Source organism: Paenibacillus amylolyticus (assembly GCF_051136285.1).
GTDB lineage: Bacteria > Bacillota > Bacilli > Paenibacillales > Paenibacillaceae > Paenibacillus > Paenibacillus amylolyticus_F.
Genome location: NZ_CP194938.1, coordinates 5,535,516 through 5,551,580, shown reverse-complemented (window position 1 = coordinate 5,551,580; position 16,065 = coordinate 5,535,516). Strand labels below are relative to the sequence as shown.

The following is a 16,065-nucleotide window of genomic DNA, read 5'->3' as shown; positions in this document are numbered from 1 at the left end:
TTTAAAGGTTTTAAGCTTAGTTAAAGTGCTATTCTTATCTTTAGCTATTCCTGTTCTTGCATCCGATTCAGAAACTACTGTTAACAATCGGGCACCAATTGAAGAGTATAAAGATGGAAAAATTTCCATTGATGGAGTACAATTACTTACTGAGAAAGATCTGAAAGATAATTTCAGAAAAAATTTAAAGCCAGTTACTATTCCTAACTCAGGTGGCATTGGAACAATGGGAAGAAATTCCTGGACCAAAGTAGCTGAAGCAAACTTCTACACTAGCTACGACAGAGATTGCTACAACAATGTTGCAGCGGGCGCTGTTAAGAGGACGCTTTCAACAAAATCCGAATTCACAATTTCAGTAAGTGGTGAGACGAGCTTTGGTTTTAAAGATGTCGTTGGATTTAAATTAGCAGGAGCAATTGGACAAAAATTCGAAAAATCATTGGTCGAAGAATATACAATTCCAGCTGGCTGGGTGTATGAACAAAAAAGTGCTATTAAAGTTACACAAGAGGATTATCGTTACACAGACATCGGAATTTTCTGGGATACACAATATAATGCATCAACATTCGACTATAGAGGTTTTGAAACCTGGCTCTGGTCCAACCCGATCAAATAAAACATATAATTAGGGCGGTTCTGCCGCCCTTCCTTAAATCGGAGGAATAATGCGAAAAATTTTAATTAGTTGTTCCATGTTAATTTTATTATCAGGATGCATTCAAGATACTTCTCCTGCAACTCTGGAAACATCCACTAAAAACTCTGGGGAATTACCTAAAGAGTACAATAAAAAAATAGCACTCCTTGAAAAAACTGTTCCTAAAGAAGAAAGTTATTTTTTTCAAACTAAAGAGTTCAAAATATACTTGCCTTATGCTGTAGATTTTATTGACATTTCTAAGATAGAACTATTCTCTGGCAGAAACCTTGTAGCTGAGATTCCTAATAAAGAGAGCATTCAACTTCAAGATAAACATATTCTTGTTTTGCAGGCAAATAAACAAATTAATCATTTTGATACTGTAACATTGACTGATGCACACAATAACCATATCGAAATCCCTGTAGGGGACTACTATTACGAAGGAAAAACTTCGGATGACACCATTCCCAATGACAAGGAAGCCTTCATTCGCAGTAAGCATTATAAACAAGCTAAGGGTTCTTTAGTCTACACCATTGAGTTTACAAAAGTTGAAGGAGCAGACATTCAATTTTCAGTACCTGCATCCATTCAAAAAATCGCTTCATTGGAAGAAAAAAAAACAATATCAGAAACAGCAGACACCATAACTTACGAATTCCGCATCGACATTCCGAAAGAATATTTTATAGATCAGGACATTACAAATCTAAACCTCGAATTAAAAGCAGAACAAATCAATCATTCTCTGAGGAAAACGATATTCAAAGCATTTATTCCGGTCAATATCGACGAATATAATACAAAGGCACCTTAATTAAACAGGTGCCTTTGTGCCTTATATATTTGTTCGCCCTAAAAAACCTCAGGCTTTTTTTGTAGTTCCAGATCGTTTTCAGTACCTTCCTTTATCTGTTGAAAATGACTTTTCAGTACTCGGGAGCATAGACGCACTTACTTACGCATCAGTCATTCAATCCTTTTCCCTCCATAATAGGCTGCATACATTTTTCAATGCGAGCTGTCTTGGTCTTGGATTGTTTTGGCTGTGAAAAGTGATACAGATACGCCCGCTGACGACCAGGGGTTAGTGCTTCGAATGCCTCCTTGAAGGCAGGATTGGCATCGAATTGGTGCTGGAGTTCGTCCGGAACCACGTATTGCTCTGTTTTCTTTTTCTCTACTTGCAAGCCAGCTTGCTCAACTTCAATTGCCTCCTGAATATACAATTTCAGCATTTCTTCCTGCTCTACAATCTGCTGCAAATCAGTAAAACGAATCTGACGACCCGCTTGCACATTTTCTGTTTGCTGAACCAAGAGGCCATGGGTGTCCTTGAGCAGAGCTCCTTTAATAAAGAGGATCGCACAGTACTCCTTAAAGCCATGAATCAGCACCACATTCTTCCCGTTCAACGTGTAGCATGGATGCATCCATTTGTAATCTTCGGTCAGGTCAAATTCTTGAATGATCTCCCTTAACTTCAAGGATTCTTCTTTCCACGTTTTGATTTTGCTTAAATATTCATCTACTTTGGGATTGGTATTCTGGACTACCACAGGTATCTTCCTCTCGTCTGCTTAATCACGACTAATTAGTCCTCGTACACTTAAATCAACAAGCACATACCATAAAAATGTAACAAGAAGCTCACTTTCCTCTGAAGCATACTCATGGCAATGATCAATAATTACAATCCACTTAGCCCCAGCAGTCCGTAAATCAAACTCATTATCATAAGATAACATGTTTATTAATGAACCCACGGTGAATAGGGGAAATACATCTTGCTCTGCTACTCTTCTTCCTCCATTATAAATAACAGTCCAACTGTCATAATGTTCCTCGATCTCTTCTACAACATACATTTCATCATTGTAAGGAGTAATAATAAAAAAAAGGTCTCCTACCCTTATGCTATATTTAACAGACCGTAACACACTTCTTACCTCATGAGACTCATAGTCAAAAACATCCTGAGCCGTTAATATATCCCGATCATACTGCATAAATTGACAACTCCTTTGAAGTATACTACTTCATTCGACAACGCTTAACTATCCCCTTCTTTAGATATCACATCCTGCCATTGAGCTCTTTATTGCGTTTTGGATTCAATCCAGCTTGATCTATAGCGCACAAAAAGAGCTCATAAAACAATTTATGAGCCGTTTCTTTTCATACTGTTTTAAAAAAATGCAAATGTATAAAGCCTTCTCCGTTAAAGTGCACATAGATGGTTAGACTTATATAATTGACTATTCGATTTACATTACCAGATTCATTTTCAAGCGATCCAGTTGTAAAAAATGATGCTTATAATGCATATCGATCAAGTGGAACCACTCCTGAGCATTTAACGCTCCAAGACGAGGGTGAGGCACTTTGGAACCTGTGACCACTTCTTCTAGAACAAGTACAGTTGCTGTACTTCGCATCCGATCCAGAACCTGCTGCAGTCCCTGGGCCAGTTGTTCCTTACTTTCGGGTTGCACTGGTGTGTATTGCGGCGAAGCTGGTACTTTAACCCGAACAGGAGGGAATTGTTCTGCCTCGAATACCTGATTGCCCAGCTCTGTTTTTTCCGCATCAACATCTACTGTGTGCTCATTCCTGGCCAAAGCATGCTCGATATTACGCAACTGCATGAACAGGGCCGATTGTATCAAATGCATGTACATCTGCCCGATCGACCATTCCTCTTCATTCTCTTTTTGTATTAACTCATCCATATTCATAAGATTTAATTCTGCTACATACCTCTCTACTGAAGTCTCGAAAGATTGTAATATTTCATTTGTGCTTTTCATCCTGCAAACAACTCCTCTTCATCTTGATTAATTCCAGTATAAAAAAACACTACTGACAAGGGTATGTCAGTAGTGTTTTAAGATATTTGTCGCGATCTCCCGCATACGAACACGCAGAGACTCCGGCTCCATCACTTCGATATCTCCACCCAAACCAAGCAGATGATGCAGAATTTCCTCAGGATAGCGGACACGAAAGTCAAAATGAATGCCGTCCTCGTGCTCCTCCACGAGATCAATATAAAAATGAAGGGCCTCCCTCATTTTGTCAGCAACTTCAATTGTCGCTCGGACAAGCACACGTTCGTTGCGATCATCTGGTGGCTGATACCGATTCAGATCAAAATCTGGCGGTAGACCAAATTTTTCTTCCAGAACAGAAAGCTCCGACATGCGGGACAAACGAAAATGACGAACGTCTTGCCGCAGATCACATCTGCCGATCAACACCCAATTTTCCCGCACCAGGGTGAGTCCGTATGGAGACACGACACGCTGATTCGAGCGTTTCCCGTCCGCTCCCGGCATTTTTTTCAGATACATCAAGCTGATTTTACGTTGCTCCAGAATTGCATTCCGTATATCGTTAAGGTAGCTTCTCACCATCACTGTTGTATCACTTCCCATCGGATGAAGCACACGCATCGTTTCCTGTACACGCGAGGACTGCTTACGAATAGCATCTGGTAAAATGGCTTCAATCTTACGCTGTGCAGACTTGGCCTGAATACCATAGGCGGTATCCCATCTCTGTTCAATAAACTTCGCTCCCATAAGTAGCGATACGGCTTCCTCCGCACTAAAACTAACAGGAGGAAGAAAGTACCCTTCCATCAGAGAGTAGCCATGACCTGGCGTACCTGCAATGGGCACTCCAGCCTCGCTTAGTGCTTGGATGTCTCGATATATTGTACGAACACTTGTCTCGAATTGAGCGGCCAGATCCTCCGCCCTTATCAGTTTTGTTCGTTGTAATTCCAGCGTAATGGCGAGCTGTCGCTCCGTTTTGTTCATGTTTATACAGTCCCCTATTGTTTCATCATCCTAGATTATTTATTCTATCATAATCATCTGTGGTTAAGTCTACGATGTGAGAAGAGTCTGAGAATGGGGTCATTTCGAAAGATTGAAATTCCACTTATACTTCACCATAATGGAGGTCTGCAAAATGAAGAAAAAACGCTGGATTACGAGTGCAATTCTTCTGCTTTTCATCAGCATACTACTCCTAAGTGAACTCGTAATGTTGTCCTCCCAAAAGGTTGGCTTGATCAATACAACCTACCGATTCATTTCAGGTGCACCTCATATTAGCACGCAGGGGAAGACCTTGTCTTATCAAGGAAACATGCACGGGGGAGACATTCTGGACAGCATAGAGCCATATTCGACAAGTGATGACGGAACAACGTTATACAAAGCGTTCGGCACCCCCGTTCCACCTCCATGGATTTATGTTAAACATGAGAATAATACCGTTTTTCGTTACAAGTACCCTCGTCTCCCATGGAAAATGTGAATCCCAAAAAGCCCTTCGGATTACATCTGAAAGGCTTTCGTCTGGTACACAGGCTCACTGGAGATGCGCCATACTACATAAATTCTACTGTATAAGCCTAGGTATGCGCCTCCCCGTCCAACTCACCTTTACTCACGTCATTCTAAATCCTATTTTATAACTCACCCAGACTTAACCCTTTTTATCACAGCAACGCGTTCTTTATTTTTGTGAATTAAAACGTAGTCATACTATACGTATTGCATTTCTACCCAAAATCGGCCTGTACTTCCACATAAATTTTTCTCGGCCTAATATATTGATTAAAGTGGAAACTATGAAGAAGGGTGTGGCAATAGTGGCTTTTATTGAAAGGTACGTCATTAATGATACCGGATCCGTCACGTTCACAGGCAACACGTTAGGACTAAGTCGATCCAATACCGTTGGCGTTCCGGGCACGGTGGACAGCATTGGCGCTTATATTATCACGGATACGAGTGTGCAGTTTGGCACTTATCCCCCTGGAACCACCAACATGTTTCAGAACAACAGCTCGGCTGCCATTCTGAATCTGCCTGCGGGAAGTACGGTTCTCTACGCGGAGTTAATCTGGGGCGGAACCTACATTGATAACCAGGAGAACAATTCGGCGTTTATTAACAAAGATGTTATTCTGACGACACCTGTCGGTGTAACAACCGTCTCTCCTGATCCAGCCACAGCTAGAGAAGTCTTGCTTTCAACGGCCTCTGGATTTCCAAGAACCTTCGCTTATGTAAGATCATCCGACGTAACCGATCTGATCCGAGCAGGGGGTGCGGGTACATATGTTACAGGCGGAGTTGTAGGAACATTATCTATTCCGGACCCTAATTCCAATCATGCGGGTTGGACACTAGGTGTCATTTATCGCAATCCAGCTCTTCCCCTGCGTAATCTCTCGATTCGAGTAGGAGCCGAGGTTATTCTTGCCACATCAGGTCCCGTTACTACACCGATTGAGGGCTTCGCAACCCCCTTTTCTGGTCCCTTGGCAGGCAGAGCCTTACTCGGAGCACAAGAGGGCGATGCAAGAATAACAGGAGACCAAGCCCTGTTTGGTCCTACAGTCTCAAATCTCACGGCGTTATCCGGCCCTAACAATTTTGCAACCAATTTCTTCGCTTCCCAGATCAACGGAGATACCGGGGCACTGGACACCACGGGTACTTTCGGCAATCGGAACCAGATTAACGGTACGCCTGGAACCGATATTGTTGGTGGACGGCAAGGCTGGGATATTACGAATGTAGATGTGAGCAGCACATTAAGAAACACCCAGACTTCAGCTTTATTGCGTCTGACCACATCGGGTGATGGTTATTTGGTCGATTCCTTTGCGCTGCAGATCGATATTAATACACCTGTGATCACGGCTACGAAAACGGCAAGTGAAGAGGACGCCATTGTTGGAGACATTATTACGTATTCCGTTCTTGTAGAGAACACCTCCGCTTCGAACGCTACGGATGTAGTTGTTTTCGACAATATTCCAGGAGGCAGCTCGTTTATCCCCGATAGTGTGACAATTAATGGTGTCTCCCAGCCAGGAACGGAACCTATAACCGGCATTTTTGTCGGTAATCTTCCGGCAGGCACCTCGGTCGTTGTTACATTCCAATTCCAGATAACCTCGCTGCCTACGCCACCTCGTCTATTCGACCAAGCGAAAGTAGGCTACACAGCACCTACGGTTCTCGATGGCCCCATCATCTCCAATGAGGCTCCATCTAACGCAGTAACGATACCTGTCTTTCAGCCGGACATCACGATTGAGAAAAGCGCAGATACAGCCAATGCACTAGTTGGCAGTACGGTGACATATACACTGGTTGTAACCAATGTCGGAAATATTGATGCAGTCAGCACCGTGACCGACCCGATACCGGAAGGCTCCAGCTTTGTACCAGGGAGTGTCACGGTTAACGGGACGTTGCAGCCTGCGGCTGATCCCGTTTCTGGGATAGACATTGGAAATGTCGCCATTGGTGAAACGGTAACCATCACATTCCAGGTACTGGTGAATGGACTGCTGCGCGGGTTTGACTTAACGAATCAGGGTACTGCCAACTATACGTCTCAACTGCCTGATGGGCGTGTAATCACAGACGCATCTGTGTCCAACAACGTAACCGTGACTGTATCCACTCCGCTGGTAAGTGTCACCAAAACGGCCAATGCCATTGATGCTGTTGTAGGAGATACACTAACGTACACCGTTGTTATCACAAATTCAGACACCGATCCGATTGACAACGTTGTATTTGCAGATGTCATTCCACCCGGATCGACATTTATTCCGGGCAGTGTAATCGTTGATGGAATTGTTCAGCCCGCAGCAGATCCGGTAACAGGGGTTAATCTTGGAACGATTGGGCCCGGTGTGTCTGTCACCGTCACGTTCAGCACTAGCGTTACTTTTTTACCCGATCCGCCCGATCTGGAAGATCAGGCACAGGTTACTTTTACGAGTGGACCGTTCGAGCAAGCATCCTTCTCTGATCCTTTGGTAATACCCGTATATCAGCCCGTCATTACAACAACCAAAAGCTCAGATCCCACCTTTTCAACTGTCGGTCAGACCGTGACGTACCAATTCAATGTCACGAATTCTGGCAATATTGCCGCAGACTCAACATTGACGGATGTGATTCCTCCAGATGCCGCCTTTGTACCAGGGACCGTGATATCCAATGGCATTCCATTGCCTGCGGCTGATCCTAATGTCGGCATTCCGTTAGGAACGCTGGCTCCGGGGGAATCCCTGTTCGTTACGTTTCAGATCATCGTGAATACACTGCCTGCCAATCAAGAGTTAACCAATCAGGCAGTAACAGACTATACATTTAGTCCACCGGATGGCCGGGTCATTCCAGGGAGCTCACCGTCCAATGAGATCATCATACCGATATCTGCCCCGGACCCGATTGTAACCAAAAGTGCTGATGTGATTGATGCTGTGGACGGAGATGTGATCACTTACACCGTTATTATCGATAATATTGAAAGTTTCACGGTCAATAACGTCATTTTTACGGACTCAATCTCAGCCGGCTCCGTGCTTGTTCCAGACAGCGTAACCCTGAACGGGACGGTCATTCCGGGAGCTGATCCTTCCGCCGGTATTAATATCGGCAGCATTCCCGGCAATAGCCAGGTTGTCGTTACCTTTCAGGTCAGTGTTACCGATCTGCCCGTACCTCTGCCCAATCCTTTTAACTTGACAGACCAGGCAAGCATCAATTTTATTGTCGGAACAACTACTATCGAGAACTTGTCCAATATCGTCACCATTCCCGTATATAGTCCAATTATTACGATCGAGAAATCCGCTTCCGAATCCAATGCGGTTGTGGGAGATACCATTACTTACTCTTTACTCATTACCAACACGGGGAATCTGAATGCAGATGTCATATTGTTAGACCCGCTTCCGCCGGGAGAGACGTTTGTGCAAAACAGTGTATTCATTAACGGGAATCGTTGGAGCGGGACCAGTCCGGTGACAGGAATTATTCTAGGCACGATATCTCGTGAATTTCCTGTCAATGTTACATTTCAGGCTGCAGTCACTTCGCTTCCTGATCCGCCTGTGCTGAACAATCGAACCAGAGCTGACTATATTGCCCTTGTGCCAGACGGTCGCATTCTCAGTGACAGTGTATTATCCAATATCGTCTCGATCCCGGTTACCGCTGATGATATTATATCCGTAGTGAAATCAACACCTGCCCAGCGTGTTCAGATTGGTGAAACCATCACTTATACGATTTTGATCCAAAATAATGTATCAACACCGATTACCGATGTTGTGCTTACGGACTCAATTCCGGCCGGTACCACATTGGTTCCAGGAAGTGTTACTGTAGGTGGCACGGTTATACCCGATGCCAATCCGGCTGCAGGCATAACGATTGGTTCAATCATACAAAATGGCACAGCCACCGTCACTCTCCAAGTTATCGTTAATGAAAGTGTTCTTAACGAGCCTGTACCTGTCCTTGTAACCAATCAGGCCCAGGTTCGATTCACTACAGGAGATTTCACAGATAACGTAGTATCCAATGCAGTGACAACACCTGTGGATATTCCGGTCATCACAATTGTCAAAGCGGCAAGCACTCAGAATGTACAGATTGGAGATACGGTTCAGTATCTGTTTACTGTCAGTAATTCAGGTCAGGTTCCAGCCCAGGTAACTTTGTTTGATATCTTGTCATCCAATACGACCTTTGTACAGGGTAGTGTCGTATCCCATGGCAGCAGTTTGCCCACAGCAACGCCGGGTACTGGCATTCCCTTGGGAACGATTGCTCCGGGGCAGCAGATTGAAGTATCCTTCTCGGTAACCCTTATCTCCATACCTCCAAGTCTGGAGATTGTAAATCAGGCGACTGCAAGCTTTACTTTCCTTACCGCAGACGGAAGAACACTAACGAACAACTCACCATCCAATGCAGTGGTCCTCTATATAAGTAATCCCAATGTAACGATCAACAAAACAACGAACAGGCCTGATGCCTTACCTGGGGATGTTATTACCTATACCATACTAATACGCAATAATAATCAATCGCCTATAAGTTCCGTTGTATTAACTGACCCAGCTCCCCCAGGAACATCATTTGTAACGGGCAGTGTTGTCGTTAACGGAGTATCAGCACCGTCGGCAAGCACTGCGAATGGAATCACTCTTGGTATAATTCCGCCAGGAGGTAATGCGGCCATGTCCTTTCAAGTCAGCGTGAACGCCAACACGACGCTTTCACCCATTATCAATCAGGCGAACCTTCGTTATACGTTGGGACAGACGGTTTTCACCATTCAATCCAATCCGGTCAACGTACTGGTGACTTCCCATTCAACAACACAGGTTACCCTTCATAAAACAGCGGACAAAACTTCGGTTATTGTGGGCGACACCATCACATATCAGGCCGTCGTTACCAATACGGGAAATACAATCGTTCAGGTTACGATCACCGATCACATACCGACTGGAACCCGTTTTGTTGAGGGAAGTGTACGATTGGACGGACAGCCGCTCACTGGAGCCAATCCGGCAGCAGGCATCTTCATCACATCTCTTCTGCCCGGGGGGATAGCCAATGTGACGTTCCAGGTCATCGTGATCAATCAGCCTGTGAGCGGCAATATCATTAATCAATTTAAAGCTATATTTCAGGCCCAGGGCCAGACCGCAGCAGGGTCACTTCAATCCAATACCGTGGTGATATCCAGCCGATTGCCTCAGCTTACGATTGTGAAAAGTGCGAACAAACCAGAAGTCGAAGTCAACACTCACCTTCGTTACAAGATTCTCATTCAGAACGAAAGTTCATTATCTGCAACGGAGATAACGTTAAGGGATACCATTCAAGCAGAGTCTGTTTTTATTGCGGGGAGTGTGGTGGTAAACGGTCAGCTCAAGCCAGATGCGGATATTACCAAAGGGCTGTCACTGGAAACCATTCCGCCAAAAGGAACCGTTGACGTTCAATTTAATGTGTTGGTTCACAGGGTTCCCAAGAACTACAGGCTGGCGAATCAGGCTTCCCTTCATTTCTATATCGCTCTGCCTGACGGCAGCCTGTTACCTTCGTTTCTGTCCTCCAACAAAACCGATGTCGAGATTACGGAACAGGAGGAATAACTCGGTACCGACCGAATTCTGCCTCAGTTTCTGCACCAAAACTGAACAAGGGCCACTCCTTTTGGGAAATGGCCCTTTAACGCTCAGACATGGTGTGAAAGACCTGCACCCTTATCCTACAATGATTTCACCTTACCCAAATCGGCCGCTGATATAATCCTGTGTGCGCGCATCGACGGGTTCGGAGAACATGCTCTTCGTAGGCGAATACTCTACAACTTCACCGTTCAGGAAAAACACGGTCTGCTGGGAGACACGCACAGCTTGCTGCATGTTGTGGGTAACCATGACGATGGTGTAACGCTCCTTCAACTCATGTGTCAGTTCCTCAATCTTGAAGGTGGAGACCGGATCAAGAGAGGCCGTGGCTTCATCCATCAGCAGGATATCCGGTTCGACCGCTAGAGCACGAGCGATGCATAAACGTTGCTGTTGTCCACCTGACAAACTAAGCGCCGAGCGCTTCAGGTTGTCTTTCACTTCGTCCCAGAGAGCAGCGGAACGTAGGCTGCGTTCCACGATCTCATCAAGCTTTTTTTTGCCATGAATCCCGTGTTGTCTTGGTCCAAATGCAATGTTGTCATAGATCGATTTCGGAAAAGGATTCGGCGACTGGAAGACCATACCGATCTTCTTGCGCAGTGTCTCCACATGCACATCACCACTGTAGATATCTGTTCCACCAACAGCTACGGTTCCCTCGATACGTGTGCCGGGAATGCGGTCATTCATACGGTTCAGAGTGCGCAGCAACGTGGATTTGCCACAGCCGGATGGACCGATAAACGCCGTAATGGCGCGTTCCGGAATTTCAATGGATACTTCTTTCAGCGCCTGAAAGGTACCGTAAAATAAGTTCAGCTTATTCGTTTCAATAATCGATTGCACCATGTGCCCTCCTGGCGTTGAATTGGAATATACTATTTTTTCAGCAGACATAACAGGTTCGCCCCACAGACTTTAGCTCTACGTTACACTTGATTTTTACGAGAGTTGAACCACAGCGGCACGCGGAACAAAATATTGATAAGCAGCACGACAAAGATCAGCACCGCCGTTGATTTCTGGGCAATCTGCTCCGCATCCGGCACGATGGCCTCGGACTGGATATACCACAGATGCACAGCCAGCGTTCCGCCTGGCGATAACAGATTGAAATCCCACATCTCTCCGGACGTGGATACACCCGCAGTCAGAATAATAACGGCACTTTCGCCAAAAGCACGGCCTGCGGTCAGACAGATCCCTGTCATGATTCCGTTCAGCGCAACCGGAAGCACGACCTGCCGAATCGTCTGCAGATGCGTTGCACCCAGTGCAAACGAACCATTGCGAAGCTCGTTTGGTACAGCACGAACCGCTTCCTCTGTCACCCGCGTTAATACAGGCAAGTTCAGGAAGGCAAGGCTAACGGCGGCTCCAAGAATGGTCAGACCAATCTCGAAATACTCGACGAATAGTGCAATCCCAAACAAACCAAATATAATCGATGGCACGGACGACAGTCCCTCCACGCAAATACGTACAACCTCAATCAATTTGTTGTTTGGTGCAAATTCAGCCAGGTAAATGCCTGCTGCAAGCCCAATCGGAATCGAAATCAGAAGAGATAGAATCAGTACGTAGAAAGAGTTAAACAGCGCGGGGCCAATGCCCCCGCCTTCTTCGATCTCACTCGGTACGCCGTACAAGAAATCCCAGCTGAGCATCGGCAAGCCTTTTTGCAGCAACAAAAACAATAATCCAACAATAAATAAAATGACGATGATACCAATACCCCACACCGTACCCGTAAACATCCGATCCATCCATGCCGAGGACGCTCGCCGTTTGCCAAAGGAATACGCAGAAGCCGGGTTAATCTCTCTTTTCACGTTCACAAATGACGTCCCCCTTTCTTCTGCAGCATTCTCACGGCAACGATCATCAGGATAGAGATCGCCAGCAAAATAAAGCCCATCATGTACAAGCCATGATTCCAGATCGAATCAAACTCCACGCTGGAAATCTGCATCACAATGTTACTGGTCAGAACTGCGGTTGGCGTAAACAGACTGGTCGGCAGCTGCGCCGTATTGCCAATAACCATGACGACCGCCATGGTCTCACCAATGGCACGTGTCATGCCCAGAATCACGGCATACATAATACCGCCTCTTGCCGCAGGAAGCACAACACGGGTAATCGTTTGAAACCGATTCGTACCGAGTGCATACGCCGCATCCCGGTATTTGTTCGGCACGGCGGAGATGGCATCATCACTAATCCGGCTAATCGTCGGCAGTACCATGATTGTTAGCACGATAGACGCTGCAAGCAGACCATCTGCCAGATCACGCCCGCTCAAGTCCCTGAGCCATGGAATCAGAACCGTCAAACCGAGGTATCCATATACCACGGAAGGGATACCCACCAGCAGATCCAGCACCGGACGCAGCAGGCGACGAAGCCATTTTGGTGTCATTTCCGCCAGGAATACAGCAATGATAATCGATAGTGGAATCGCCATCAGCATCGTAAGTCCAGTGAGAGCAAAGGTACCCAAAATAAAGGTCAGTGCGCCATAATGTTCATTTTCCGGGTCCCAGTTCGTGGAGAAAAAGAACTCCTTCAGGGAGACGTCTGCAAAAGTCAGGACACCTGTGCGAAGCATAAGCACCAGAATACAGAGCAGAACGAGGCAGACAAAGGCCGCACTGCCGATGCAGAGGATACGAAACATGCGGTTAGACCACCGGAGGCGTGCTTTGCGGTCAAAACGCCTTCTCTTCTCGGGCGCTTTACCCAAGCTTGTAGCAAGCTCATTCGGAGCCGGGCTGTTCGCCGGTGGATTCATTTCCATCATAGAGGACTCTTCCTTTCACATAGAGAAGCCAGCTTGGCGACCACGCGCGGAAGCTGGCTATCCCTTTCGTATGAATTGCAGGATGTTGAGTTGAAATCTGATCTGAACCAGACTGGACGTTTATTTAACGGCTGCAAGCGGAATGAATTTCAGCTTTTTCAGGGAACCGTTCTGGAACTTGCTGCTTTGAATGTATTCGATAAATGATTTTGTTGCACCCGTTGGTTGACCCTTGGTCATGTAGTACCCGATACCCCATACTTTGTAGGTTTTGTTCAGGACGTTTTTCTCTGTTGGAGCCACGCCATTGATGGATACAGCTTTCATTTTGCTTGTTACATAGGGAAGGTCGATATAACCAATCGCGTTAGGTGTCGTTTCGATCGTTGTTTTCATGTCACCGCTTGAACCTACCTCTTTGTAGTTGTCCCCTTTGTTCATGAAATCTTTGCCGTCGAGTGCTTTTTGTTGGAAGTTAACACGTGTACCTGATCCGAACTTACGGTTAACGACCACGATTTTACCATCTGCACCGCCAACTTCTTTCCAGTTGGTTACTTTGCCGGAGAAGATGTCTTGCAATTGTTTCGTTGTCAGACTGCTTACACCTACGTTCGTGTTCACAACCGCTGTGAATACCGTTACGGCTACCGGATGAGCAACCTGTCCATCGAATTTTTTGAAGCCAGGCACGTCCTTGGATGCATCCCAGTCTACCGCGCCGATGTCTGCAATGCCTTTACGAACAGATTGTGGGCCCGTCACGGAACCGGCAGCCGATGCCGAGATTTTAACTTTTGGATTGTCTTTCTTGAATTCACTTGCAGCTTGAAGTGTCAATGGAAGGAGTGCAGAAGATCCATTGATGACAATTTTGCCTTTCTCTGTGCTCTTGGCAGCCGATGCTGTCATTGCACCACCAAGTCCACCAACCAGGGATACAGCCATCAGCATGGCTGTGAAAGGTTTAATCCATTTTTTCATTGTAAAAAGCTCCTCTCGAATTTAACGTTCATTTTAGTTTTCAGTACATTTCATATAGGGTTATCATTTTCCTGTTCAACTTCATTCATTTAGGAGCATCTGTTTCTACTACAGTTTTTTACTTCGTTACAGCTTTCCAGCTGCCATCTGCTTGCACCAGCACTCGTCCGTTCTCAACAACAGCAATCTGTGAACCCTTCACAACGATAGAAGATACATCAGAGGACACGGTATACAGCTTGGATTGTTGTCCGGTTACCGTATCGATGGACAGAATCACACTATTCTTGTCATCCTGCGCAGCAAGTACGTATAAGGTACCACCTGACAGAACTGCTTGTTCTACATCATGCTCGTTATACACGGTGACTGGCTTCTGGGATGCATCTACAGACATCAGTGAAGCATTACCATCCTCAGACGGTACGCTTACGTAATAAGCTTTCTGTCCATCTGCCGAATAGATAAATACTTTATCATCGGTTGAAGTAGTCAACTTCACAGCAACCGATTTTCCAGAACCGTTGTTATATGAAAATAATTGCTGTTGATTGGCTGAGAAATCAATGTCTACATTGTCTTCATCTACATTGGTCGAATCCGCTGTTACTTTACCCAGTGTGGTTACGGTGTAGACGAATCGTTTGCCGCTTGCCGATACATTCAGGTTTTCCTTGTAATCGACTTTATCTTCCACCAGTTTCTTGATGGAGCCGTCTGCCAGATTCAGGTTGGCAATCACCGATCCTTTATCCCCTTGCAGGAAATAGATCGAACTCTCATCCGCAGACCAGACCAGTTCCGGTTTGATGCTTGTATCATTCGTAATGAGCTTGGAAGCCTTCGTTTTCAGGTCGATAACGTACACGGCTCCTTCTGCATTCGTATAGGCTGCTTGATTGCCGCTTGGGGACACAACGAGGTCTGAACCACCTTCAGTCGTTAACAACAGCTCATATTTTCCAGTAGCCGTATTGATGAGATAATCACTTCTGCCCTCATCGTCATTTTTGGAGACAATTAGCTCATGTGCTCCGGCAAAGCGTGGGTTCTCTGTACCTTCAATTAGAGCAATCGTGCTGACTTCAAGCTGACCGTTTTTCAAACCAACGGTTCCACCTACCCCGGATACCAACGGACGAAGTGCAACATAACTCACTCCTCCAATGATCGTAACCGGCTGGTTCAAATTTACCTTTGTACCATCTACGACGAGTTGTTTGGACTTGTTTTGTAAGCTGACTGTGTGACCATTCAATTGAATCACCGTTGCTCCGCTGGCAACTTCAGCCTGTGCACCAATCGCTTTGATGACGTCGCGAACAGCGACTAACGTTTCTCCATTTTTCACAATGGAACGTACCATGACACTGTTACCGTTTATGGTAAACGTGGAGTTTTTCACCTGTGCTGCACTCGTACTAGCCGCAGGTTTTGCTGCAGGAGCAGCCGATACTGCACCGACCACAGAAGTTGTTAATACTGTGGCTACCATGGACACTACAAAGACCTTTTTCATTGACATTGGCTTTTGTCACCCTTCTTTTCTCCATATAATCTTGCCTGATGTTGCTGTGCCCTGCT

13 protein-coding genes are annotated in these 16,065 nt (G+C 45.7%); 4 read left to right on the top strand and 9 right to left on the bottom strand.

All coding sequences use genetic code 11. The features are described from left to right. Window positions 1-25: 25 nt before the first annotated feature. Together ACR8BL_RS24165 and ACR8BL_RS24160 are read left to right on the top strand one after the other, a co-directional pair. Window positions 26-622: a hypothetical protein gene (locus ACR8BL_RS24165; protein WP_434758276.1), complete on the top strand. Its 597-nt coding sequence runs from the start codon at window positions 26-28 to the stop codon at window positions 620-622. Window positions 623-698: 76 nt separating this feature from the next. After that, a complete protein-coding gene (locus tag ACR8BL_RS24160; RefSeq protein ID WP_434749887.1) occupies window positions 699-1,466 on the top strand; it encodes a hypothetical protein in 768 nt (255 codons plus the stop codon). Window positions 1,467-1,614: 148 nt separating this feature from the next. Here the strand turns inward: ACR8BL_RS24160 and ACR8BL_RS24155 are convergent, their stop codons facing one another. The 4 genes from ACR8BL_RS24155 to ACR8BL_RS24140 form a co-directional block, all read right to left on the bottom strand. Further along, entirely contained in the window at window positions 1,615-2,208 is a 594-nt protein-coding gene (locus ACR8BL_RS24155; RefSeq protein ID WP_434749886.1) for a YdeI/OmpD-associated family protein, read from the bottom strand. A 21-nt stretch (window positions 2,209-2,229) separates the two neighbouring features. Further along, complete coding sequence (locus tag ACR8BL_RS24150; RefSeq protein WP_434749885.1) at window positions 2,230-2,658, bottom strand: hypothetical protein; 429 nt, start codon at window positions 2,656-2,658, stop codon at window positions 2,230-2,232. Window positions 2,659-2,916: 258 nt separating this feature from the next. Next, a complete protein-coding gene (locus ACR8BL_RS24145) occupies window positions 2,917-3,459 on the bottom strand; it encodes a DinB family protein (protein WP_434749884.1) in 543 nt (180 codons plus the stop codon). Window positions 3,460-3,525: 66 nt separating this feature from the next. After that, window positions 3,526-4,473 (bottom strand): helix-turn-helix transcriptional regulator, encoded by a 948-nt coding sequence (locus ACR8BL_RS24140; protein WP_434749883.1) that lies wholly within the window; start codon window positions 4,471-4,473, stop codon window positions 3,526-3,528. Between the two features lie 154 nt (window positions 4,474-4,627). Here ACR8BL_RS24140 and ACR8BL_RS24135 point away from each other — a divergent pair, with 154 nt between their 5' ends. Both ACR8BL_RS24135 and ACR8BL_RS24130 read left to right on the top strand, forming a co-directional pair. Next, window positions 4,628-4,978: a hypothetical protein gene (locus tag ACR8BL_RS24135; protein ID WP_434749882.1), complete on the top strand. Its 351-nt coding sequence runs from the start codon at window positions 4,628-4,630 to the stop codon at window positions 4,976-4,978. Between the two features lie 337 nt (window positions 4,979-5,315). Beyond that, on the top strand, window positions 5,316-10,652 hold the full coding sequence (locus tag ACR8BL_RS24130) for a DUF7507 domain-containing protein (RefSeq protein ID WP_434749881.1): 5,337 nt from the start codon (window positions 5,316-5,318) through the stop codon (window positions 10,650-10,652). Between the two features lie 132 nt (window positions 10,653-10,784). On the opposite strand, the gene pstB is transcribed toward ACR8BL_RS24130, so the two are convergent. From pstB to ACR8BL_RS24105, 5 genes are all read right to left on the bottom strand, one after another. Beyond that, window positions 10,785-11,543: a phosphate ABC transporter ATP-binding protein PstB gene (pstB, locus tag ACR8BL_RS24125; RefSeq protein ID WP_434749880.1), complete on the bottom strand. Its 759-nt coding sequence runs from the start codon at window positions 11,541-11,543 to the stop codon at window positions 10,785-10,787. A gap of 80 nt (window positions 11,544-11,623) precedes the next feature. Beyond that, window positions 11,624-12,460 carry a phosphate ABC transporter permease PstA gene (gene pstA, locus ACR8BL_RS24120; RefSeq protein ID WP_434753232.1) on the bottom strand — a complete coding sequence of 279 codons (837 nt, stop codon included), beginning with the start codon at window positions 12,458-12,460 and terminating at the stop codon, window positions 11,624-11,626. A 68-nt stretch (window positions 12,461-12,528) separates the two neighbouring features. Next, window positions 12,529-13,497, bottom strand: a complete 969-nt coding sequence (pstC, locus tag ACR8BL_RS24115) for a phosphate ABC transporter permease subunit PstC (RefSeq protein WP_434749879.1) — start codon at window positions 13,495-13,497, stop codon at window positions 12,529-12,531. A gap of 120 nt (window positions 13,498-13,617) precedes the next feature. Then, window positions 13,618-14,481 carry a phosphate ABC transporter substrate-binding protein gene (locus tag ACR8BL_RS24110; protein WP_434749878.1) on the bottom strand — a complete coding sequence of 288 codons (864 nt, stop codon included), beginning with the start codon at window positions 14,479-14,481 and terminating at the stop codon, window positions 13,618-13,620. A 118-nt stretch (window positions 14,482-14,599) separates the two neighbouring features. Further along, the gene (locus tag ACR8BL_RS24105) at window positions 14,600-16,006 is read right to left on the bottom strand and encodes a stalk domain-containing protein (RefSeq protein ID WP_434749877.1); all 1,407 of its coding nucleotides are present in this window, start codon (window positions 16,004-16,006) and stop codon (window positions 14,600-14,602) included. Window positions 16,007-16,065 lie beyond the last annotated feature (59 nt).

Excerpts from the sequence above, each read along its gene's own strand:
- ACR8BL_RS24160 (WP_434749887.1), top strand. The coding sequence starts at position 699 with ATGTTAATTTTATTATCAGGATGCATTCAAGATACTTCTCCTGCAACT.
- ACR8BL_RS24150 (WP_434749885.1), bottom strand. The coding sequence starts at position 2,658 with ATGCAGTATGATCGGGATATATTAACGGCTCAGGATGTTTTTGACTAT.
- ACR8BL_RS24145 (WP_434749884.1), bottom strand. The coding sequence starts at position 3,459 with ATGAAAAGCACAAATGAAATATTACAATCTTTCGAGACTTCAGTAGAG.
- ACR8BL_RS24140 (WP_434749883.1), bottom strand. The coding sequence starts at position 4,473 with ATGAACAAAACGGAGCGACAGCTCGCCATTACGCTGGAATTACAACGA.
- ACR8BL_RS24135 (WP_434749882.1), top strand. The coding sequence starts at position 4,628 with ATGAAGAAAAAACGCTGGATTACGAGTGCAATTCTTCTGCTTTTCATC.
- pstB (WP_434749880.1), bottom strand. The coding sequence starts at position 11,543 with ATGGTGCAATCGATTATTGAAACGAATAAGCTGAACTTATTTTACGGT.
- pstA (WP_434753232.1), bottom strand. The coding sequence starts at position 12,460 with ATGGATCGGATGTTTACGGGTACGGTGTGGGGTATTGGTATCATCGTC.
- pstC (WP_434749879.1), bottom strand. The coding sequence starts at position 13,497 with ATGATGGAAATGAATCCACCGGCGAACAGCCCGGCTCCGAATGAGCTT.
- ACR8BL_RS24110 (WP_434749878.1), bottom strand. The coding sequence starts at position 14,481 with ATGAAAAAATGGATTAAACCTTTCACAGCCATGCTGATGGCTGTATCC.
- ACR8BL_RS24105 (WP_434749877.1), bottom strand. The coding sequence starts at position 16,006 with ATGTCAATGAAAAAGGTCTTTGTAGTGTCCATGGTAGCCACAGTATTA.